At 66.3% G+C, this 20469-nt stretch carries 21 protein-coding genes; 2 read left to right on the top strand and 19 right to left on the bottom strand.

Going from position 1 to position 20469, the window contains the following annotated elements:
• Position 1: 1 nt before the first annotated feature.
• From icmH to J7I44_RS12550, 5 genes are all read right to left on the bottom strand, one after another.
• Positions 2 to 1309, bottom strand: coding sequence for a type IVB secretion system protein IcmH/DotU (icmH, locus tag J7I44_RS12570; protein WP_245188164.1), 1308 nt, complete (start codon positions 1307 to 1309; stop codon positions 2 to 4).
• Between the two features lie 28 nt (positions 1310 to 1337).
• The gene (gene tssK / locus J7I44_RS12565) at positions 1338 to 2675 is read right to left on the bottom strand and encodes a type VI secretion system baseplate subunit TssK (protein WP_209621281.1); all 1338 of its coding nucleotides are present in this window, start codon (positions 2673 to 2675) and stop codon (positions 1338 to 1340) included.
• A 299-nt stretch (positions 2676 to 2974) separates the two neighbouring features.
• Positions 2975 to 4279 carry a type VI secretion system-associated FHA domain protein TagH gene (tagH, locus tag J7I44_RS12560; protein WP_342451984.1) on the bottom strand — a complete coding sequence of 435 codons (1305 nt, stop codon included), beginning with the start codon at positions 4277 to 4279 and terminating at the stop codon, positions 2975 to 2977.
• A gap of 16 nt (positions 4280 to 4295) precedes the next feature.
• Complete coding sequence (locus tag J7I44_RS12555) at positions 4296 to 4838, bottom strand: DUF6931 family protein (protein WP_209621275.1); 543 nt, start codon at positions 4836 to 4838, stop codon at positions 4296 to 4298.
• A gap of 12 nt (positions 4839 to 4850) precedes the next feature.
• On the bottom strand, positions 4851 to 6872 hold the full coding sequence (locus J7I44_RS12550; RefSeq protein WP_209621272.1) for a type VI secretion system Vgr family protein: 2022 nt from the start codon (positions 6870 to 6872) through the stop codon (positions 4851 to 4853).
• 177 nt (positions 6873 to 7049) lie between these two features.
• Between J7I44_RS12550 and J7I44_RS12545 the strand changes: the two genes are divergently transcribed.
• Positions 7050 to 7241, top strand: coding sequence for a hypothetical protein (locus tag J7I44_RS12545; protein ID WP_209621269.1), 192 nt, complete (start codon positions 7050 to 7052; stop codon positions 7239 to 7241).
• Entirely contained in the window at positions 7238 to 7729 is a 492-nt protein-coding gene (locus tag J7I44_RS12540; RefSeq protein ID WP_209621266.1) for a hypothetical protein, read from the top strand. Before J7I44_RS12545 ends, J7I44_RS12540 begins: the two co-directional genes overlap by 4 nt.
• Positions 7730 to 7887: 158 nt before the next feature.
• Here the strand turns inward: J7I44_RS12540 and J7I44_RS12535 are convergent, their stop codons facing one another.
• From J7I44_RS12535 to J7I44_RS12470, 14 genes are all read right to left on the bottom strand, one after another.
• Entirely contained in the window at positions 7888 to 8175 is a 288-nt protein-coding gene (locus tag J7I44_RS12535; RefSeq protein ID WP_209621263.1) for a PAAR domain-containing protein, read from the bottom strand.
• Positions 8176 to 8414: 239 nt separating this feature from the next.
• Positions 8415 to 9428 carry a hypothetical protein gene (locus J7I44_RS12530; protein WP_209621260.1) on the bottom strand — a complete coding sequence of 338 codons (1014 nt, stop codon included), beginning with the start codon at positions 9426 to 9428 and terminating at the stop codon, positions 8415 to 8417.
• 253 nt (positions 9429 to 9681) lie between these two features.
• Positions 9682 to 10059, bottom strand: a complete 378-nt coding sequence (locus J7I44_RS12525) for a hypothetical protein (protein WP_209621256.1) — start codon at positions 10057 to 10059, stop codon at positions 9682 to 9684.
• A gap of 231 nt (positions 10060 to 10290) precedes the next feature.
• On the bottom strand, positions 10291 to 11220 hold the full coding sequence (locus J7I44_RS12520) for a DNA/RNA non-specific endonuclease (protein ID WP_209621252.1): 930 nt from the start codon (positions 11218 to 11220) through the stop codon (positions 10291 to 10293).
• A 275-nt stretch (positions 11221 to 11495) separates the two neighbouring features.
• Positions 11496 to 11708, bottom strand: a complete 213-nt coding sequence (locus J7I44_RS12515; protein WP_209621249.1) for a hypothetical protein — start codon at positions 11706 to 11708, stop codon at positions 11496 to 11498.
• 276 nt (positions 11709 to 11984) lie between these two features.
• Entirely contained in the window at positions 11985 to 12215 is a 231-nt protein-coding gene (locus J7I44_RS12510) for a hypothetical protein (RefSeq protein ID WP_209621245.1), read from the bottom strand.
• Between the two features lie 8 nt (positions 12216 to 12223).
• Positions 12224 to 12688, bottom strand: coding sequence for a Tse2 family ADP-ribosyltransferase toxin (locus J7I44_RS16995; RefSeq protein ID WP_209621242.1), 465 nt, complete (start codon positions 12686 to 12688; stop codon positions 12224 to 12226).
• 7 nt (positions 12689 to 12695) lie between these two features.
• A complete protein-coding gene (gene tssH, locus J7I44_RS12500; RefSeq protein ID WP_209621239.1) occupies positions 12696 to 15431 on the bottom strand; it encodes a type VI secretion system ATPase TssH in 2736 nt (911 codons plus the stop codon).
• 76 nt (positions 15432 to 15507) lie between these two features.
• Complete coding sequence (locus J7I44_RS12495) at positions 15508 to 15729, bottom strand: hypothetical protein (RefSeq protein ID WP_209621236.1); 222 nt, start codon at positions 15727 to 15729, stop codon at positions 15508 to 15510.
• An 11-nt stretch (positions 15730 to 15740) separates the two neighbouring features.
• Positions 15741 to 16187: a Tse2 family ADP-ribosyltransferase toxin gene (locus J7I44_RS12490; RefSeq protein WP_209621233.1), complete on the bottom strand. Its 447-nt coding sequence runs from the start codon at positions 16185 to 16187 to the stop codon at positions 15741 to 15743.
• Between the two features lie 92 nt (positions 16188 to 16279).
• The gene (gene tssG / locus J7I44_RS12485) at positions 16280 to 17299 is read right to left on the bottom strand and encodes a type VI secretion system baseplate subunit TssG (RefSeq protein ID WP_209621230.1); all 1020 of its coding nucleotides are present in this window, start codon (positions 17297 to 17299) and stop codon (positions 16280 to 16282) included.
• Positions 17263 to 19146 carry a type VI secretion system baseplate subunit TssF gene (gene tssF, locus J7I44_RS12480; RefSeq protein WP_209621227.1) on the bottom strand — a complete coding sequence of 628 codons (1884 nt, stop codon included), beginning with the start codon at positions 19144 to 19146 and terminating at the stop codon, positions 17263 to 17265. Before tssF ends, tssG begins: the two co-directional genes overlap by 37 nt.
• A 6-nt stretch (positions 19147 to 19152) precedes the next feature.
• Positions 19153 to 19656 (bottom strand): type VI secretion system baseplate subunit TssE, encoded by a 504-nt coding sequence (gene tssE, locus J7I44_RS12475; protein WP_209621223.1) that lies wholly within the window; start codon positions 19654 to 19656, stop codon positions 19153 to 19155.
• Positions 19657 to 19674: 18 nt separating this feature from the next.
• Positions 19675 to 20466: a type VI secretion system accessory protein TagJ gene (locus tag J7I44_RS12470; protein WP_209621220.1), complete on the bottom strand. Its 792-nt coding sequence runs from the start codon at positions 20464 to 20466 to the stop codon at positions 19675 to 19677.
• Between the last annotated feature and the right edge of the window lie 3 nt (positions 20467 to 20469).

Genomic DNA, 20469 nt, shown 5'->3' with positions numbered 1-20469 from the left:
GTCAGGCCTCCGGAATGAACTTGATTTCGACGCGGCGGTTGCGCGTGCGGTTGTCCGGCAGGTCCGGCGGCAGCGCGATCGGCTGCGAGGCGCCGGCGCCGGTCGACTCGATACGGCCCGGGTTGTCCAGCCCCTGGGTCAGGACCTGCCGAACCGACTGCGCGCGCGCGGCCGACAGCGCGAAGTTGTCCTTGAACTTGAGCGAGTGGATCGGCTGGTCGTCGGTGTGGCCGATCACGATCACGCGGCCGGGCACCTGGTTGAGCGCGGCGGTGATCTTATGCAGCAGTGGCAACTGGCGATCGTTCACGTCGACGCCGCCGGAGGCGAACATCGCATTGCCCGACAGGCGCAGCATCGCCTGCCCGTCCGGCTGTTCGTCGATGCTCAGCAACCCCGCCTGCTCTTCCGGCGCCAGCAGTTGCTTCAGGCGCTTGCGCTCGGGCGCCGGGCGGTGCGCGGTATCCGGCGGCGTGGCGCCTTCGAGCCCGATCCGAGCGAGTTGCGCATTGACCGGTGCGGCCGCGTCGTTGAGCCGGGTGTAGAAGAACAGGAAGGCCGCCAGCAGTACGCAGGCGGCGGCGGTGGCGATCACCCACAACGGCACGTAACGCACCAGCGGGTTGCGCCGGTCTTCCACGCCGCGCCAGTGCGGCGCCATTTCCTGCGCGGCCGGCGTGCGCTGCTCCTTGAGGCGCCGATAAATATCTTCCTGGATGTCGGCGAGCTTCGCGCGCCCGCCCGCCTCGATCTGGTAGCGGCCGCCGAAGCCGAGCGCCAGGCAGATGTACATCAGTTCGATCAGGTCGATGTGCCGGGAGAAATCCGCACACAGCCGCTCGAGGATCTGGAAGAACTTGGCGCCGCCGTAGGACTCGCTGTGGAACGCCACCAGCAGCGTCTGCTGGGCCCAGCCGCTGTGCTCGCCCCAAGGCGCGTTGAGCACGGACTCGTCGAGCATGGTGCACAGCACGTAGCGCGCCGCCAATACGGTCTGCTGCGGCAGGTTGGACGCCTGCGCGCGGGCTTCGAAACGTCGTACCTGCGTGGTCGCCTGCTCGCGCAGGCGCGCGGCGTCCGGCGCGGTGGCACTGTGGCGCAACTGCACCGCCAGCAGCAACAGCGGGCTGGCCGCCTGCACCAGGGGATTCATGCCACCGCCGAGGAAACCGCTGATGTCCTCCTCGCGTGCGGGCCGGGCCGGTGTGCCGTAGGCAGCCTGCGGCGGTACGTGGGCGGCAGGCGGTGGGGCCACGGGCGCGGTCGGTGCCGGTGCGCCGCGCGGGCGCACCACGGTGGCATCGCGCATGTCCTCGTCAAAGGGACCGCTCATGGCATCAGCTCCGGATGGCCCAAAGTTGCAGGTCGAGGCCGGCGAACTCGCTGCCGAAATGGAAGGCGATGCCGCCGGAGGTCTTCAGCTCGCGCCACATCGGCGAGTGCTTGTCGAACTCGAAGTAGAGGTAGCCGGCGTTGTAGGGAATCTGCCGCGGCGCCACCGGCATCGGCTGCACCGCGATGCCGGGCAATTGCAGGTTGACCAGGTCGCGGATCTTCTCGGTCGGGCCGATCTTGGCGTGCGCGGGCAACTGCCGGCGCAGGTCCTCGGACTTCATGTCGGCCTTGGCCGAAAGCACGAAGGCGGCGGTGTCGATGAGGGTCAGGTCGGGCACCACCGCCACCCACACGCCGTACTTGCGCTGCTGCAGCGGGATCGGCATCGCGGTCTGCTCCATCACCGCGCTGAGCGCATTGCGCAACGAGACGATCACCGGCTCGAAGCTCTCGCGCAGCAGCTCGTGGCGGTACGGCGGGAACATCGGCGGGCGCTTGCCCGGCGCGGTGAAGGTGGTCAGCTCGCCCGCCATCGCCACCAGCGTGCGGTAGAAGGCTTCCGGGTGCTCCAGCGGCGCCTCGGCCAGGTGCGCGACGAGCGGCTGGTAGCGGTTGACCACCTGCAACATCAGGAAGTCGGCGATCTCCGCCGCGCCGCCGCGGTCGGTCAGCGCCACGCGGCTGGCCAACGCCTCACCGCGCTGGTGCAGCAGGCCGAGCAGCTCAGTGAGGAAAGTCACCAGCCGCGGCACGGCCTGGCAGCTCAGGCCGGTGGGCATGAACGACTCGTCCAGCATCACCCGGCGGTCGGCGCGACATTCGACGATGCGCGCGACCGGAATCTGCGCCAGTCCTTCCATCGGCTGCGACTGCGGCAGCAGGCGCGTGCTCATGCCGCCAACCTCCAGCGGGGTAAGACCCTCGACGCTGCCAGAGCTGTCGCGCACTTCGGTCTCGCGTACGCGGTAGCGGAACAGCCGCTCGGCCGGGGCTTCCGGCCGGCCGCTCTCGGGCTGGGTGGGCGAGCGCAGCGGCAGGGTCAGGTAGACGGTCTGGTCGCGCCAGTTGGCGTCAACCTCCAGCGCCGGCGGCAGCGGGTCGTCGCCGGGCATGGAGAACGGCGTACCGTCGGGGAAGATGCCCCGCGCGCGGCGGATGCCGAGCTTGCCGATGGCCAGCAGGTCCGGTTCCAGCTCCAGCTCCTGGAAGCCCCAGGCGTAGGGCCGCAGCGCGCCGGCGCGCAGCTCGACGAAGCGCTCGAAGTAGCGCTCCTGCTGCTGCAGGTGCTGTGGGCGCAGGAACAGGCCCTCGCTCCAAACCACTTTGTTGTTTTGCGTCATGACCGACCTGTCTGCTGGTTGTTTGCCGTACGGGCGCGGCGTCCGGGCGTTGGATGCAGGCGCCTCTCCCGGCCTCCCGCCCTCCTCGCGTCGATCCCTCGAAAGCGGGAATCCACCTGCTTGCCGGCCACTGCGCAGGGATGCGCGAGGGCAAGATGGATGCCCGCTTTCGCGGCAATGACGCCGAGGCAAGGGTGTCGTCCGTCTCCTCCGACCGGTTCGTCCCGATAGACCGTGCCTCGCTTCCTGGCGGCCCTCTCTCTAGTGCGTGTTTTTCACGTGAAAAGCGCCATGCGCGCTCACCGCTGCCGTATCCGCGCCGATTTGAGCCGCGCCAGTTGTTCTTCGTAGGCGCGCGCGAACTCATCGCCGAACAGGCGGCGGAAGCATTCGTCCGGGTCCTTGGCCAGGCCCTCGAAGTTCTCGCGGTAGCGCTCCCAGTAACGGCCCTTGCCGCCGAAGGCCGAGCGCTTGCTGCCGTCCACTTCCTGCTCCAGACGATCCGGGTTGAAGTGCGCCAGCACCGCCTCGAAACCGGCGCGCACGCCGGCCAGCATCGCCATCTGGTGGCAGCGGATGTCGTCGAAGGCGTCCTGGAAGGCGTCGGTACCCGAGAGGAACGCACCGTTGGCCGGGGCGAGCAGCTTCTGCAGCGCCTCGTCCGCGGTGGGCGCGAATTTCAACGGGTTGTTTTCCGAGCGCTGGATCAACGTGACCGGCAAGCGGAAGGTGTTCTTGATCTCGGCGCGGGCGCGCAACACGTCCATCACGCCATCGACGACGATGCGGAAGATGGTGTCCAGTTCGGGCGGCACGCCCGCGGCCGGTGCCATCGCCGCGGCAGCCAGGGCTGGTGGCGCCACCGGGGTCGCGGGCGGTGGCGCTGGGGCCGGCGCCGGGACCGGCGGCGTCCTGGGCGCGAAGTCGCCCATGGTGAGGTCCCAGTTCTCCGGCAGCGCCGGGCGCTGGCCGGCGACGCCCGGTGGGTGGAAATGGTCGGCCATGCCGCTGGAATGATTCCAATCGGTGGCGGGCGCTGGCACCGGTGCGGGGGCTGCGCCGAATGGCTCGTCCAGGAACGCCAATGGATCGAGCGCACCGACCGACCCGCCGGAAGCGGGAATCAAGGGCTCGCCGGACATGCCGCCCGCGGGCGGTTGTGGAGCGCCGAACGGACCACCGAGCATCTCGTCGAGAAAGTCGCCACCGGGCAGCGGCGCGGCCACGGCCATCGCCGGGATCGGCGCCGGCGCGGCGGCCGGGGCTGGCTGCACCAGGGTGGCGCTATCGGCCTGCAGCCGCACGGCGACCTCGAAGGTGTCGATCTGCAGACGGTCGCCGTCCTTGAGCGAGGCCGGATCGCCTTTCACCAGCGGGCGGCCGTTGAGCAGCATGCCGTTGGTGCTGCGATCCTCGATGAAGTACATGCCGTTGAGGCAGCGCACCATGGCGTGCACGCGCGAGACACCGGCGGCACCGAGCACCCAGTCGCAGTCCTCCGCGCGGCCGATGCTGCCGTCGCGGCCTTCGAACGCCTTCTGGCTGCGCGCGCCGAACTGAGCGGCGTGCGGGCCGAGCACGGCCAGGACGAGTGTCTGTGGAATAGGCACGCGTGGCTCCTTAGCTGGTCTGCATTTCGCCCGCGCCGAGCAGGCTCATGGCGCGCGCCATGAAGCCGGCACGGCGCTGCTCGAACCGTTCGGGCTCGAGCCCGGCCATCAGGTTGATCGCCGCAACCACGGCGCAGGCGGTGAGGTGTTCGGCCGGTGGCACGGGCGTTTCCTGGGTCGCCGGTGCCAGGCTTCCGCTGGCCCAGCCCGCGCAGGCGGCCAGCCAGGCGCCGATGCTCTTGTAGCCGCCGGCGTTGGCGAACTCGAACGCGGCGCGGCGATGGGGTTCCTCCGGCTCGCGCACCCATTGCTCGGCGAGTGCGGCGCCAGCGCGGTCCTCCAGCGGCAGCGCCGCATCGCGCGCGCACTGGCAGGCCCACGCCACCGCGTAGCGCTTGGGCAGCAGGCGCGCGAGCAGCTTCAGCGCGTCCTGCGTATCGCCGCCCTCGAGCAGGACCTGCACGGCTTCTCGCGGGCTCATTCCCGGTTCGAGCCGGCCGCGCGCAGGCGCGCCCAGTTCCATCTGTTCGGCAGCTTGAATGACGATCGACATGGCGCCCTCCCCTTACCCGATCATCACGACGCCACCGGACACCTGATTCATGCCGTCGCCCTTGAGCGTGAGCATGGGTGCCTTGACGGTGGCCATGGCGCTGCCGGCGACTTCGACCATCGCATCCGAATGCACCTTCAGGCTGGCGCCCGCGCCCAGATCCATGGTGGCGCCGGCTTTCACGCCGACCTCCACCTGGCCCTCGACCTTGACCCCGACGCTGCCGGTGATCTTGATATTGACGCCCTTGATCTCGATGTCGCCCGAGCTCTTGAGCACGATGCTCGACGCGCCGGTGACCAGCTCGATCTCCGTGCCGGCCGTGAGCTTGAACTTCTGGCCGATGCCGGTCGTGCCGTTGTTGGTGACGTCCAGCTTGTCGTCGTTCTGCACGGTGACCTTGCGGTCGTGCTTGATCGTCTCGGTCTGGTCGTTTTCCACGGTGAGCGTCTGGTCGTGCTTGACCGTTACCGTCTCGTCGTGGTCGATGGTGACGACGTGGTCGTTCTCGACCTCCTCGTGCATGTCCTTCTGGGCATGGATGAAGAAGTCTTCCTCGCCCTTCTTGTCCTCGAAGCGCAGTTCGTTGAAGTCGGCCGCACCACCGAGCAGGCTGCGGCTCTTGATGCCGCTCTGCGTCTTGGTCGCCTGCAGGCCGTAGGGTGGCGTGTTGTCGCCGTTGTAGACGCTGCCGATGATCAGCGGGCGGTCCGGGTCGCCTTCGAGGAAGCTGACGACCACCTCCTGCCCCACCCGCGGCAGGCTGACCGCTCCCCAACCCTTGCCCGCCCAGGCAGAGGCCACGCGCACCGGGCAGGAGCTCTTGGCCTCGGGCTTGTCCGGCTTGTTCCAGTGGAAGGTCACCTGCACGCGACCGTGGTCGTCGATCACGATGTCCTCGTCGGTTTCGCTGCCGGTGACCACGGCGGTCTGCAGGCCGACGATGGACGGCTTTACCGCCGTGGGCAGGCTGCGGAACGGTCGGCTGCTCTCGATCGCCTGGAAGCCGCAGCTGAAAGAGGGAGCATCCGCTCCGGCCCCGGACGCATAGCCGCCGCCATGGAGTTGCATGGCGGTGCCGATCACCAGGTACTCCTGGTTCAGATCGCTGCGCGGGAAACCGGTCAGCGTGAACAGACCGCCGATCTCGATGCCGCATGCCGTGGTGTTGCCGTTGTAGTGCGAGCGCGACGCGCTGAGTGCTTCGGCGCGCACCTGCGCGAAGTGCTGGCCGACCCGGGCATCGACATGCCCCCCGGGGAAGTCGAAACCGTCCGGGCCCTTCACCCCTTGCGTCCCGCCGGTGCCGTTGCCCAGCAACGAAGCCTTGGGCTTGAGCGGGTCGTAGTCGGTCAACTGCACCTTGCTCACGTCACGGCCGCGCGAAACGCCCCATTCGCTGATCGTGGCCTCGGTCCGCAACGCGCTATCGCGACTGGTCGAATACGCCACCTTGTCGAAGTGCGCCGCCTTGACATGCGCACCGATGCCATCGGCCAGCACCATCGTGTGCGTGCCTGCATCGTGGACGAAGTAGTAGTAGATGCCCTCCTGCTCCAGCAGGCGGCTGATGAAGTTCAGGCTGCTTTCGCGGTACTGCACGCAATAGTCGCGCGCCACGTAGCTGGAGCTCAGGCTGAGCTTGACGTCGGTATAGCCGGCTTCGGCGAGCACCTGCTTGACGATGTCCGGCACGGTCATGTCGGTGTAGATGCGGCAGTCGAACTTGTCCACCAGCAGCCAGGGCCTGGGCACCAGGCGCACGCTGTAGTGGGCGTAGTTGAGCCCCTCGATGACTTCGGCGCTGGTCTGCGTCGCCTCGCACACGATGCCGTTGAAGTGGCGCGAGAAGCCGTCGGCCTCCAGCCCCACCGTCATCGACGTGCCAAGCAGGCCGTTCAGGTCGATCTTCTCGTCACGGCTCACGAAGTCGACGTGATAGGAAAACATGCGTCCGAGCTGCTCCTCGGCCGCCATGCTGGTGAAGAGCAGGTCTTCGCACTGGGGCGAGGAAAGCGTGATCTGCTGGCTCATGGGTCCTTCCTGTGTGCGCAACGCGACGTCATGGCTGCCGTGCGCGCACCGAACGCGACCGCGGCAAAAAAACTGCTATAAGAGCGGCGCACGCCCGGCAGCAGGGATGACCGCCGTGCCGCCCACGCATACGCGCCAGCGGGGTTCCCCGATCCCTTCCCCGCGAGCGAAACCGGCATGTTCCATTCGCGCATTTCCGATCCCCTGGCCACCGAGGGGCTGCGCCGCCCGACCGGTGCCGTGCGGTGGTTCGCCACGATGCCGCTGCCGGGCACGACGTCGCAGGCACCGGCGCGCGCCGGCGCCACCGGGCCGGATGGGTCATTCCGGTTCCGCATGTGCCTCACCGACCACAGGTCCAAGCCATGAAACGCGTTGTCGTTCTTTCGATCGCCTCGCTGCTCGCCAGCGCCTGCGTCGGACCGGCCAGCTCGCTCGCGGCGGGCCTGTGCCGCGCCGGCGAAACCACCTACTTCAGCTGCCGGACTGCGCAGCACACGACGATCAGCCTGTGCGGCAGCCTGGGCGCGATGCAGTACCGCTACGGCAAGGCGGACAAGGTGGAATTGGCTTTTCCGGAAGATGCCTGGCAGGGCTCGCAACAGCTCGGTTACGCACACTACACGCGCTACCGGACCGAGCGCAGCGAAGTGGGTTTCAGCCGCAGCGGGGTCGACTACGCCTTGTTCGACGACAGCGAAGACGGCCACCGCAGCGCCGGCGTGCGCGTGACCACCGCCGAGGGAACCGATCACGAAGTGGCCTGCCACGGGCCGGTCGAAGGTCGCCTGGATACGCTCGGCAAAAGCCTGCGCTGCGATGCGGACAACGCGCTCAACGGCGGCAATTGCCCCTGAGCGGCCCGCCAGCCTGCTCGAGGGGAATGCCACCTTCTGCCGACCATGGAGGTGCAACCCGTGGGCCAACGAACACCTGTCCCACAGGGACGCGGAGCCATCGCCCCGTATCTGGGCAGACGTGAAACCGGACAAAGCTCGCACAGCCGCGGCGTCCATCAACCAATCAATACCTTGAAGCAGCCGAGCACGATCGTGCCGCCGTGTGCGCAGCTGTCCCCCATGCGCGCAGCCGGCTGACCGTCGATCAGGACCTTGGGCGAGCCCAGGACGATGCTGTCGGGCGGGCCCACACAGGTCGCGATGTCGCCCAGGCGGGCCGCCGGCAGGCCGCCGATCAGCACCGTGGGTGCGCCGGGCGCGGCGATCGGACCGCCCACGTGGGGCACGACGCCGGTGACCATCGGGCAGACATGCATGTCGGTGAGGCGGGCGGCGGGCTGCATGCGATTCCTCGGCTTAAGGTTGCCGGCCCGAACATGCGGCCACGCGCCGCGCCGGCCCGCCGATGTGCTCATCGGCAGTCCGGATCCACCGGGAACGGCTTCCAGCCTGGATTTCCGGCCGCCGGCGACGCTGGCGGGCTCCCCCTGGTGGCGGCACGCTGGCCGGGCCGGCCAGCGTTGCCTATAGGTGAATCCGTAAAACCGTGGCGAATCTGGTCACGCCTTCTTCACGCCGGAGTTCAGGCCAGCCCGACCTGCTTGAGCGCCTTGCTTTTGACGCCCGCGAAGAACCCCTTTTTCGAATGCGTGCCCTTGTTACTGCTGAGCCCCTCCAGCTGGAGGCGCGAGCCCTGGATGTTCTTGGTGGCGATCTTGAGCATCGGGTCCATCTGCTTCTTCTTCATCTGCTCCACGCGATCCATCCAGCCTGGCAGGCCGATATCCGCCACGAACATGTTCGCCACCGAGGAGGTATCGGCGCAGGTCAGCAGGTAGCAACCCAGCACCGGGCATTCGTTGAATACCGTCAGGTCGAGTGTGTTGGGCGTGGCCAGGCGCTTGTTGCCGGCGCGCATGTCCTTGATGTCCAGACCCAGCGAGAACAGTTGCAGTCCCAGGCTGGCCAGCGCATTGGCCGCGCCGATACCGGCGGTGGTGGCGGTGCCGAAGTCGGCAAACAGGCCGGCGATCTTGGCACCGGTGGCAACGCTCTGCTGCCCCAGCTTGACCGAGTGCCGCGCCAGGTCACGCTTGATGATGATCTGGATGGCCTCCGCCGCCGCGTAGGGATCGCCGGAACGAAATCCCTGCTTGTAGTCGCCGCTCTTGTAGAGGTTGTAACCGTCCTGGGCGACGGCCTTGCCCGCCTTGACCAGCTTTACGCCACTGGTGACTACGCCCAGGAACGGCGTGATCTCGGCCACCAGCTCGGACAGGACCTCGCCAGACACCGCCTCGATGACATCCTCGATGCCGGAGACGTCCGCGCACTCGACGATGAAGTCGCTGACCGCCTCCCGCATGCCCGGCAGACTGGCCAGCTTGCCGGCGGTCTTGCCACCCTTGACCAGCTTTTCGGTCGAGGACACGACCTTCTTGCCGCTGGCCAGCAGTTGCTTGGCCGACGAAAGCCGGCTGGTCATGCCGAACTTCAGCTGGGTCCCGGCGAACATGTTCACCAGCAACTGCCTGCGTGCCTTGGCCAGTTCGCCCAGTGCCCGAAATTCCTCGACGCTCAATGTTGCGGTCGGCATAGGTGGTTCCCCCGTAGTGGCGCGTAATGAACGCGGTTGCGGGCGGCCCGCTCGCGCGCAAGTCGGTGCCATGGCGCGCGCTGTGCGCTCCCGGCCGTTTACTCCTAAACCCCCGCCGCGTCCCACTCGGACAGGTAGCCGGCATGCAGTGCACGGCCATACCAGCACGGCACGAAGGCCCAACCCGGTCTTGGTCGTGATCGTTGCGTACGCACGCGCGGCAGGAACGAAACAGGATTCGGACCGTATGGCTTCATTGGCGGTCCTGTGCTTCGCCGCGGCTGTCCGGGCCGCTTGTCCACGTCGCGGCCCGCTTTCGCAGGTCCACCGTGTATCTGTCGCCCGTTTCGCTGTGAATCTCGATCGACCTGCCGTCGGGCAGCAGTCGCATGCTCTTGAAATAGCGGCCTGGCGTGCTCACGCCCGCGGCATCCTGGCTCGGCACTTCGTAGACCTTGAGCACCCACAGGCGCTCGCCATTCGCCTGATCGACAGCGACGAGATAGCCCCCAGATTGGGTGCCGCCATGCCGATAAGCCTGCATGTCCTGTTCATAGCGCACCCCCCGATGCACGATGGGTTCGACGGCCGGGGGCGAAGGACGGCTGGGGCTTGGCTTGTCTTCGTTCACGGCTTGCCCTTTGTCGGTTGAGGTTCAAAGCAGCGGCGTTTGCCGGGACGCCCCCGAAGGAAACTGCAAAGCGTCAGTGGCTCCTCCCTGGATGCCGATGCCGGCGGGCTGGCGCGGTCCTGGCGCTTCCGCCCGGCAGCGCCCGATGTCACGAAAGCGCCCCCCCGCGGCAAAGAGAAACGGGCGGTGGCTTACCGGTGCGAAAAGGCGCGTTCCAATTCGCCAGCGGATCTATACGTTGTTGTTCTTCGAGCCGTTGAACTTACGACTCGTCACCTGGGCATTGCTGAAGGCGTTGTAGCCGCCGCGACTCATCGGGACAATATGGTCGATCTCGACGCCCGAATCCGACCCCAGGTCGAGCAGCGCCGTTTTGACCGGATCGTCCGCCTCGTCGCTCCAGCACTCGCCCAGCCGCGCCCCTGGCTGCGAATAGCGATTGGCCAGCGCAACCAGGCTGCGCTGCGCCTTGGAAAATTTCTGGAACCGAGCAAACTGGCCGATGCCGTCCATGGAGACGGTATCGTTTGGATTGAATACCAGGTAATCCAGGAACGCATAGGGTCTGCGTCCCTCAGGCGGCAGCCCCGCGCTGTTAACGTTCCCTACCTGCTCCAACCGCCATCCTTTCGCCACCGCCGAACGAGCCTGCTCGAAGGCCGCTTGCATGTGCGCATCGATCGCGATACGCGTCACCACCGGCACGTCCTGCCGGATGCCGGTCGAATAGACGATATGGCCATCGAAGGTACCGTCGTCGCGGATGGCCATGTCGCGCAGCATCTGCACGTTTATCTGGGTCGGCATCCGCGGTTCGTCGGCGTCGCCGTAGGCCAGGCTGATGCATAAACCGTGACTGCTTCCGGCGGTGTAGCGGGCCTCGACCTGCCGCTCCAGTTCGCGAAAATCACGCCGGTTGACGTGTGCAAACATGGGAACGACATTCTCCGATTCGTTGACCCCACCCAGCCTCAGGCCGAAGATGTGGCCCGCCTCGGTATTGAAGAGGCGCCCTTCGTATTGGTCAGCCTGAAAGTTGTAGGCCAGTGGCTGTGCGTTCGCGGCGCTGCGCTTCTTGCCGGTCAGGTGGATCAAACCCAGCACCTTGGACGGTCGTAGCCGGAAACGCCCCGCCTGCTGGAACTGTTCGCGCTGAATCATCAAACGCTTCTTCGACCAATCGTCCCAACCCCACATCACTTTCTCCTACGCATTTGAAATGGTCGTGCCCGATCGATCCGCAAAGCGGTGACCGGAAACAGGGGCGCGGCGCCGCATGTCCATGGTCCGCGCCTCGAACCGCCGTCATCCGCAGGTGGAATGGCGTCGGGGATATCGCTACCCCTACCAACGGCAAAGGCCACGGGTCGCGTGCCACCGCAGGGACCGCAGGCGCGTGGCAACCGCCGCCTGCCATCCCTGCCTGGTGCAAAAAATCAGATTTCCGTTCCGTTGGTCGGCTCGGTGGTCTTGCGCTGGATGGCTCCCACACGCACCGTGGCGGCCATCCCCGCATTGCCGCCCACTTCGGCCAGCTTTGCATCCACGATGAATGCCTTTTCCTGTGCGTCGGAATATTTCTTGATGTAGCGGTAGTACGTATTGGCACCCGCGTTGATCACCAGATAACAATTGCCGTGTCCAGGCATGACGCTCCCCTTCTAGTGGTTGTGTGTTGGCTTTCGGAAAGTAATAAGCGGATCAGGCGAAGCTTGCAGGCGTGGGCAAACCCACTCGGCTAAAGCCACGCGCGCCCGCATCGCACAGTGTGTGGCTGCAATCGACTGCAAAAAAACCGTTGTCCCCATGCGTGCGGCCGGGTGAGCCATAGCAGGCAGACGGCTTACATCCAGGCTTGCCGCTTCCGCCAGTCGTGGGCGGTTACGGGTACACGATGCGCGGTTCGGCCTGCGCGTGCCCATGGGCTACCCGGCCAACAGGTCGTCGATGGAAGGGCTATCGGGATGCCGTTTCCTCGCCACTTCGTACACGGTGCCCAGTTCGCTCAGGGCGCGAGACAGGTCCAGCGCGTACTGGCCGTAGTATTCGGCGTCCTCGTCATTCAGTTGATCGTCGCATGCACGCTGCTCGTGCCACACCGCGTCGCGCTGCATGGCCTTGATGGCGAGCATGAGCGTCTGTATCGATATATCCATGGACGTTCTCAGTCCTCCTGCAGGTTTTCGGCCAGGGCATTCAGCCAGATCTGGAACAGCTCCAGCGGCATATCGTCCTTGGGCGCCAGGGTGAAGTGGTTGGCGCGGTCGCTGAAATCCGAGTCCTGAGTGACCGCGATCGCTTCCGGTATGGCAGTCCCCTTGGGCAGCCTGTACCAGCGGAATCCGCCCAGCGCCGTGGTTCGGTCGAATGTCGAAACGCCGCGATAATCGCCGGACACGCAACGACACCCGATGACGATCTGCCTGCCGTCCCGCTCGACGATTTTTACGTCGGGCAACCGCTCGGAGCCGTCCCTCCGGCGAAAGCCCGGGTTGGGATGGAGCAAGGGCCTGCCCTGGCGCGCCTCGTTCCTGCTCTGTCCACGATAGAGGTCGCGCGGAGTCGTGTCGTCGAAGTAGTACTTCGAACGCCCGGCCTCGCGATAGATGTTTTTCAACGAGTCGGTCACGACGGGCTCAGTCGAAAGCGTACGAGAAATCACCGTTGTCCACGCCAACCTTGGCGCCCTGGACCGGCCTGCCCTCGATCATCCGGTTGAGGAACTCGCGGCTGATGTCCGGCAGCATGGTGTTGGTCAGGATGGCGTCGATCATGCGGCCGCCCGATTCGCTCTCGGTGCAGCGGCTGACGACGAGCCTCACCACGTCCTGGTCGTACTCGAACGGGATGCGGTAGCGCGCTTCGATGCGCTTCTTGATGCGGTTGAGCTGTAGCTTGACGATCTCGCCCAGCATGGTCTCGCTGAGCGGGAAGTACGGGATGGTGACCAGGCGGCCGAGCAGCGCCGGCGGGAACACCTTCAGCAGCGGCTCGCGCAGTGCCTTGGCCATGCCCTCGGGCTCGGGCATCAGTTCGGGGTCGGCGCACAGGCTGGCGATGAGGTCGGTGCCGGCGTTGGTGGTGAGCAGGATCAGGGTGTTCTTGAAGTCGATCTGGCGGCCTTCGCCGTCTTCCATGACGCCCTTGTCGAACACCTGGAAGAAGATCTCGTGGACGTCCGGGTGCGCCTTCTCCACCTCGTCCAGCAGCACCACCGAGTACGGCTTGCGACGCACCGCCTCGGTCAGCACGCCACCTTCGCCGTAGCCGACGTAGCCCGGGGGCGCCCCCTTGAGGGTGGAGACGGTATGCGCCTCCTGGAACTCGCTCATGTTGATCGTGATCAGGTTCTGCTCGCCGCCGTAGAGCGCCTCGGCCAGCGCCAGTGCGGTTTCGGTCTTGCCCACGCCGGAGGTACCGGCAAGCATGAACACGCCGATCGGCTTGTTCGGATTGTCCAGGCCCGCACGGGAGGTCTGGATGCGCTTGGCGATCATTTCCATCGCGTGGTCCTGGCCGATCACGCGCCTGCCCATCAGGCCGGCCAGGTTCATCACCGTTTCCAGTTCGCTCTTGACCATGCGGCCGACCGGGATGCCGGTCCAGTCGGACACCACCGAACCGACCGCCACGTAGTCGACGGTGGGAAGGATCAGGGGGCTTTCGCCCTGCAGCTCGGACAGTTGCGCCTGCAGGCCTTTCAGTTCCTCCAGCGCGGCGGCGCGTTCGGCCTCGGTCAGCACGGCGCTGGCCACGGCAACCTCACCAGCTTCGGCGTTGGCGGCCTGCTCCAGCGCGCTGCCGGTGCCCTCGACGGGAGCGGCATCGCCACGCAGGCGCGCACGAATGGCGAGGATCTTTTCGACCAGGCCCTTCTCGACCTGCCAGTTGACCTCCAGCGTTTCCAGACGCGCCTTCGCCTCGGCCAGCTTTTCGCCGGCGGCGGCCTCGCGTTCGGCCACGTCGACGCCGACGGTCTTCTCGCGGGCGATGATGGCGAGCTCGGTTTCCAGCGCCTGGATGCGCTTGCGGGTGTCGTCCACTTCCGGCGGCACGGCGTGCTGGCTGATCGCCACGCGGGCGCAGGCGGTATCGAGCAGGCTTACCGCCTTGTCGGGCAGCTGGCGCGCAGGGATGTAGCGGTGCGAGAGCTTGACCGCCGCTTCGAGCGCCTCGTCCAGGATCTGCACGCGGTGATGCTTCTCCATCACGCTGGCGACACCGCGCATCATCAGGATGCCCTTCTCCTCGCTCGGCTCGTCGACCTGCACGGTCTGGAAGCGGCGTGTGAGCGCGGGATCCTTTTCTATGTGCTTCTTGTACTCGGCCCAGGTGGTGGCGCCGACCGTGCGCAGGTTGCCGCGCGCCAGCGCCGGTTTCAGGAGGTTGGCGGCGTCGCCGGTACCCGCCGCGCCGCCCGCGCCGACCAGGGTGTGCGCTTCGTCGATGAACAGGATGATCGGCCTCGCTGATGACTGCACTTCCTCGATCACCTGACGCAGGCGGTTCTCGAACTCCCCCTTCATGCTGGCGCCGGCCTGCAGCAGGCCCACGTCCAGTGTGCGCAGTTCGACGTCCTTGAGCTGCGGCGGCACGTCCCCCTGGGCGATGCGCAGGGCAAAGCCTTCGACCACGGCGGTCTTGCCTACGCCGGCCTCGCCCACCAGCATCGGGTTGTTCTGGCGGCGGCGCATCAGGATGTCGACGACCTGGCGGATCTCCTCGTCGCGGCCGACGATCGGGTCGATCTTGCCGTGGCGGGCCTGCTCGGTCAGATCGACGGTGAACTGCTTGAGTGCCTCCTGCTTGCCCATCTGCGCCGGGCCCATCGCGCCGCTGGCCTCGCCGGGAACGGCGCCGCCCAGCTGAAAGCCGTCGCTGGCATTCTGGCCATCTTCCGGCGAGCCGGACACCACCTCGGCAAACTTCTCCACCAGCGTTTCGGGCTTGATCTTGTCGAACTCGGCCGAGATGGCGACCAGCGCGTTACGCAGGTGGCGCGTGCGCAACACTCCGACCATCAGGTAGCCCGTACGCACCTGCGCCTCGCCGAACATCAGCGTGGCGAACACCCAGCCGCGCTCGACCGCTTCCTCGACGTTCGAGGACAGATCGGTGATGGTGGTGGAGCCGCGCGGAAGCTTGTCCAGCGCGTCGGTGACGTCGCGCGCGAGGTTGGACGGATTGATATTGAACTGCTTGACGATGCGATGCAGGTCCGAGTCCTGCAGCTGCAGGATCTGGTGGATCCAGTGCACCAGCTCCACGTACGGGTTGCCGCGCAGCTTGCAGAACACGGTCGCGCTTTCGATTCCCCGGTAGGCAAGCTTGTTGAGTTTCCCGAACAGGGCGCTGCGACTGATCTCGGCCATGACACTTTCCCAAGGTTGGAGGTTCCCTCGCGGGAACATGGAATCGGATGCGTTGAAAGATTTCGGCGAAGCCGGGCTAATCGAACAGTTCTTCGTATGGAACGAGGTTGTCGGACCGCTGCTGTTCCTCGACGTACATCCGCTTCAGTTCCGTCTGCGCCCTGGAGTACGCCAGCAGGTCCTCTTCGAGCCAGGACAGCTCCGGGTCCTCGGCGCGTTCGATCCCGTTCTGCAGTTCTTCGATCCTGGCCTGCACCGCCAGTACCGACATGGTCAATGTGTGGATGCTTATCGTCATGGCGCGGTTTCCTAGCTGTGCGCGTCTTCGTAGAGCTTTGCCAGGGCGGCCCCGGCGAAATTGTCCAGCGCCCCTTTCAGGACGCCGGGAAACATCGGCTTGCATGGCTCGATCTGGTAATGGTTCGCTGCAAAGGCCTCGTTGTAGCCCGGGCCGACGATAACCAGATTGGGATCGACCAGGGTGTCTTTGGGGATATGGAAATACCGCCACGTTTTCCCCTTGAAGACGTTTTTCCTGTCGAAAAGCGAGGTGCCACCGCCCGGCTGCACCAATCCTTCCACGATGGTCACGTCCGGCTTTCGGTATTTCGGCTTGCCGCTGGCAAGCACGCCGATCTGCTTGCGTTGGAAGGTCGGATAGAGAATCCCTCGGACTGGCTCGTCGTCGACGACGGGGCCGTCCGGGAATTCGCTCGTATGAATGGCCCTCCACAGGTTTGCGGGACACTTCGACATAAGCGCTTCTCCTTGTTCTTGCAGCACCGGTCCTAGCGCGGTGCTCGCCGAGCTGCCGTCCAGTTCGACGATGCCACGCCGCTATGATTTCCCTAGCTCACCGGCAACACGACATCGTCGCTGTCGTTCGTGCCGGTGCGCTTTCCCAACCACAAGCTCAGCCCGAGGCGTCCGCTTCGGCCCAGCCGTGCAACCGGAACTTCTTCATGCTTGAGCACCAGTTGTACGTCCCAGGCTTTCTCGTCGCCGACGTAGCTGCGCACACTGGCCACCAGCTGCGTCAGCGCGGCGCCGCCCGGCAGGAAATGCTCGAACTGCCTGCGGCAGAGCGGTCCCAGGCGAAGCCGGAAGCGCTGTTGCGTGCCCCACACGCTTTCACCGATGACGGTCGTGTGGCCCAGGCAGGCGACCTCCACCGAATGGCCCAGCCGCAGGTACGCTTCGTGCGGCAGGCGCATCCACTCGGCCACGAACTCGATCACCCGCACGGGGATGGCAAAGAAGTGCTGCAGCAGGCTGCGCAGGCCCTCGGCATTGCGCGTCTGTGCGACCATGCGTCCGGCGAAGTAGCGCTTGTAGTCGTCCGGCAGTGCATCGCGACCCTGCAGGCCTGGGGTGGCCATGCCGACCAGCGCGCCGGTGTAGAGCCGGAAGCGGTCCTGTGCCGGGCGGTCGGCCTGTACGGTGGGCTGGGCGTTGGCCCAGGTGCGGTACAGCAGGCTGGCCATGCGGTGGTGGAAAATGTCGGCGAACGCGGTCAGCGTGGTGTCGCGTGCATTGCGTTCGCGGTCGAGCGCGTACTCGGTCAGGTGCAGCGGCAACGGTGCATTGACCCCGAACAGGCCGAAGAACAGTGCGTGCAGGCGCGCCGGACGCCCGTCGGTGGCGCGCTGGTAGCGATCGATCGCGCGCGGTGCGAACGCCAGCGACGGCGTCTGGCACAACCGCACGAAATCCTCCGACGGTTTGGTCGACTCGCCCAACCGCGGCCGCGACGGATGCGCGCATTCGAGTTGCCGGATCGCCTCGAAAAAATCGAAGTCGCCCGGCCGCGCCTCGAGCGCCCGCTCGAGTACTACAGCGTCTGGCGCGTGCCCAGCCGTGCCGGCCATCGGGCTACCTCGTTGCGTTCGAGGGTGCGCAGCACCGTCTCGGTGAAGGAGTTGATCGAAACGTAGCGCGCAAAGAAATGTTGCATGACCGAGCCGAGCAGGAAGGCGCCGGTGCCCTCGAAGGCGCCCTCGTCGCAAGTGAGCGTGATCTCCAGTCCGCGACCGAAACTGATCGGCCCGGGGACCGGGATGCGCCGCACGATCGACTGCGAGGTCACCGTCTTGATGCCGTCGATCTGCCGGCGCGCGGCCGGATCGAACTCGTCGCAGTACAGCGTCAGCATCTCGCGCAGCGCGGCAGCGCCTTCGGCATGACCCTCGCCCAGCAGCGAGACGTAGTTCAGTTGCAGGTGGCTGACCAACCGCCAGGCGGTTTCCCCACTGGCGACCGACGCGCGCGGCTTGGTCGGGCCAGCCACGCAGCGTATCGACTCGACCGGCGCGCCGACGTCCATGGTGAAGTCGGTATTGGCCTTGCCCACCGGCATCTGCAGCGGCAGGTCGCGATTGGTGCACATCAGTTGCATGCCGACCTGTCGCAGTCGGCTGGCGTAAGGCGCCTCATTCGAGTCGACCAGAGCGATGAACAGCTCGCTGCCGACGTAGCTCGATCGCGCACCCTGCAACTTCTGCCGCGACGACAGCTGGCGCGGCTCCCGGCGCAGTGTGTAGAAGGCGCCGTGGCTGCTCTGCCAGCTGCGCTCGTCGCAGCCGTAGAACGGCTGGAACCGTTGTTCGGGCTCCTGGCTGTCGCCGAAGCCTTCGACCTGGCCGATCGAGTGGATCTCGAAATCCATCGGCCGCGTGCGGTCGGCCAGCACGTGGTATTCCGCCTTGCCCTGCTGCAAATGGATGCGATCGGCGCGCCGCGGGAACAGGTTCACTGCCGGGGTGCAGAACAGGCGGAAGTTGCCTGCATCCACCGCGTTGTGGAGGCGGCTCACGCCGCGGTCGAACAGCACCACGATCTCGAACTCGCTCCCCTGTGCCCGGGACAGCGCCTGGCGCAAGCCGGTGAACACCGCAAACAGGTAGCGCTCAGGGCAGGCGAAGTACTCCTGCAGCAGCCGGTAGCCGCTGAACGAGCGACCGCTGTAGGGAATCATTGCCTCGGCGTCGTCGAATCCCTTGGGGTGGATGCTGTTTGCCGGCAGCACGGTGCTGCGCATGCCTGAGCCGTCCTTGCCGCGCACCACCACCGAGACGGCGTTGCCGAGCAGTTGCTCGTATAGCCGCTTGGGTAGCTCGTCGGCGCCGGCGATGAACACCGGTAGCTCATCCAGCGCGAGCTCGCAGGCCTGGGCGCCTGCGGTGACGGCGAGCTTCAGACGCAGTCCCGCGCGCACGCTGCCGTCGGCAGGAATCTCCACGCCCGCCGCGGCGATCGCCGCGGGCGTGTCGAAATACTTGGCCTCGGTGATCCGCAATGGCCAAAGCGTGACGTCGTGCGCTGTGCGGTATTCGCAGGCGGTGCGCTCGTCCCGGCCGATCAGGCTGCGCAGTGCGGTATCACGCGGTACGCGGTGGCCGGCGGCCAGCGCGCTGTCCTTGAGGTCCGCGGCCAACTCCACCACCGCCATCGAGGGCACCGGTGCCAGGTAGTGCGGGTAGACCATCTCCATCAGGTGCTGGGTGAACACCGGCTGCTGCGCATCCAGCTTCAGCTGCACCCGCGCGGCGAGGAAGGCGAAACCCTCAAGCAGGCGCTCGACGTAGGGGTCGGCGCACTCGAAGCCTTCCATGCCCAGGCGTCCGGCGATCTTCGGATACTCGCGCGCGAACTCCGCGCCCATCTCACGGACGTGCTGCAGTTCCCGGTTGTAGTAGCGCAGGAGGTGGGGATTCATGGTGTCCTAACCGAAGCTTTCGGAGACACGGAAATTGCCCGTCTCCAGGTCCACCTCGGTCTTGAGGTAGAGGTTCAGCGGGATCGGCTGGGCCCACATCTGCGAGTCGATGTGGAAGGTCAGCGACTGGCCATCCATGCGCTGGTCATCGACCTTGACCGAGATTTGCAGCGTGCTTGCCGTCAGCCGCGGCTCGAACGCCAGGATCGCTTCGCGAATCAACCGCTGCAGCGCGTCGGCGTCGACGCCGGAAAGCGCCGCGCCGGTAAGGTCGGGAATGCCGAAATTGAGAACCGAGCGGGCAACGTCCGGATAGTCGTCCAGGGGCACGCTGGTACCGAGGTTCACGCAGTTGAGCAGCCAGGAAATGTCCCGGGAAACGCAATCGCGCAACCGGTTCGCCGAGATCACCCGTTTCTCGCGACTCTCTTCGGCCTTGCCCGGCTCGTCGTCGGTCAACCGATCGAGCAGCGAGGGCTGCAGGCGCTCCTGGGTGGTGAGTTCGGCCACGACGCGTTCCCCGAAGGCCTAGTCGAAACAGATCAGGCGCGTATCCAGCAATGAATGCTCGCCGGCGTCAGTGGCAAACATCCGCTGGCCCAGCCCGACGTACTCCCCGTCGCCGACTGCTTGCCATTCGGTGCGCCTCGCCAACAGCAATTCGCCCTCTTCGCTGCACTCGCTGCCCGGGTAACGCACCGGCACGAACCCGACCGTGCGCCCGCCATGGCGCCACACCAGTTCGGCCGGCAGCCACACCATGTCGCGCAGGTCGCTGGGCGCCTCGAAACGGATCTCCTTGAGCTGCGCCATCGGTACCCAGACGTAGCCGGTGTTGATCACCGCTTCCAGGCAGGGTCCGAAGCGCATGTCCCCGTCGGCGATCCATTCGAAGGGAATGTCGTCGATGCGACCGGCGATCGCGGGCGCTTCCTCCAGCGCCTGCGTACGCATTTTCGCCGCAGCGGCGATGTTGCCATCGAGCGAAAGCTTCAGGGCCTGCAGCAGTTGCGCCAGCCAGGCGACCGGTTCACCCACCACGGTAGGAAGGTGCCGACCGGCGAACACTGCCGCGCGATCGATCTCGGCCCGCGCGAGCACACCGTAGGTCTGTGCCAGCAACACGTTGGTCGGATCCAGCTCGCGGCTGGCGACGAGCTGTTCGCCGGCCCGCCGCCATTGCCCCAGTACGGCCAACAACTGGAACAGGAAGACCCTGGCGCGTGCATCGCCAGGATCCTTGCGCACCTGGGCCACCAGCGCCTGCCGGGCCTCTTCGACCTGGCCTGCCTTGAGCAGGCCATCTGCTGTGATGCCCATCGT

The sequence above is a fragment of the Frateuria flava genome (assembly GCF_017837635.1).
GTDB lineage: Bacteria > Pseudomonadota > Gammaproteobacteria > Xanthomonadales > Rhodanobacteraceae > Frateuria_A > Frateuria_A flava.
Note: the sequence above shows the minus strand (reverse complement) of the source record. Positions and strands in the feature narration are given on the sequence as shown.

Coding starts and splice junctions, on each gene's coding strand:
- J7I44_RS12515 (WP_209621249.1), bottom strand. CDS start 11,708: ATGCCTGGACACGGCAATTGTTATCTGGTGATCAACGCGGGTGCCAAT.
- J7I44_RS12470 (WP_209621220.1), bottom strand. CDS start 20,466: ATGGGCATCACAGCAGATGGCCTGCTCAAGGCAGGCCAGGTCGAAGAG.
- tssK (WP_209621281.1), bottom strand. CDS start 2,675: ATGACGCAAAACAACAAAGTGGTTTGGAGCGAGGGCCTGTTCCTGCGC.
- J7I44_RS12495 (WP_209621236.1), bottom strand. CDS start 15,729: ATGACGATAAGCATCCACACATTGACCATGTCGGTACTGGCGGTGCAG.
- J7I44_RS12510 (WP_209621245.1), bottom strand. CDS start 12,215: ATGGATATATCGATACAGACGCTCATGCTCGCCATCAAGGCCATGCAG.
- J7I44_RS12535 (WP_209621263.1), bottom strand. CDS start 8,175: ATGCAGCCCGCCGCCCGCCTCACCGACATGCATGTCTGCCCGATGGTC.
- J7I44_RS12545 (WP_209621269.1), top strand. CDS start 7,050: ATGTTCCATTCGCGCATTTCCGATCCCCTGGCCACCGAGGGGCTGCGC.
- J7I44_RS12520 (WP_209621252.1), bottom strand. CDS start 11,220: ATGATTCAGCGCGAACAGTTCCAGCAGGCGGGGCGTTTCCGGCTACGA.
- J7I44_RS12540 (WP_209621266.1), top strand. CDS start 7,238: ATGAAACGCGTTGTCGTTCTTTCGATCGCCTCGCTGCTCGCCAGCGCC.
- tssF (WP_209621227.1), bottom strand. CDS start 19,146: ATGAATCCCCACCTCCTGCGCTACTACAACCGGGAACTGCAGCACGTC.
- J7I44_RS12490 (WP_209621233.1), bottom strand. CDS start 16,187: ATGTCGAAGTGTCCCGCAAACCTGTGGAGGGCCATTCATACGAGCGAA.
- J7I44_RS12530 (WP_209621260.1), bottom strand. CDS start 9,428: ATGCCGACCGCAACATTGAGCGTCGAGGAATTTCGGGCACTGGGCGAA.
- J7I44_RS12550 (WP_209621272.1), bottom strand. CDS start 6,872: ATGAGCCAGCAGATCACGCTTTCCTCGCCCCAGTGCGAAGACCTGCTC.
- icmH (WP_245188164.1), bottom strand. CDS start 1,309: ATGCGCGATGCCACCGTGGTGCGCCCGCGCGGCGCACCGGCACCGACC.
- tssG (WP_209621230.1), bottom strand. CDS start 17,299: ATGGCCGGCACGGCTGGGCACGCGCCAGACGCTGTAGTACTCGAGCGG.
- J7I44_RS12555 (WP_209621275.1), bottom strand. CDS start 4,838: ATGTCGATCGTCATTCAAGCTGCCGAACAGATGGAACTGGGCGCGCCT.
- tssH (WP_209621239.1), bottom strand. CDS start 15,431: ATGGCCGAGATCAGTCGCAGCGCCCTGTTCGGGAAACTCAACAAGCTT.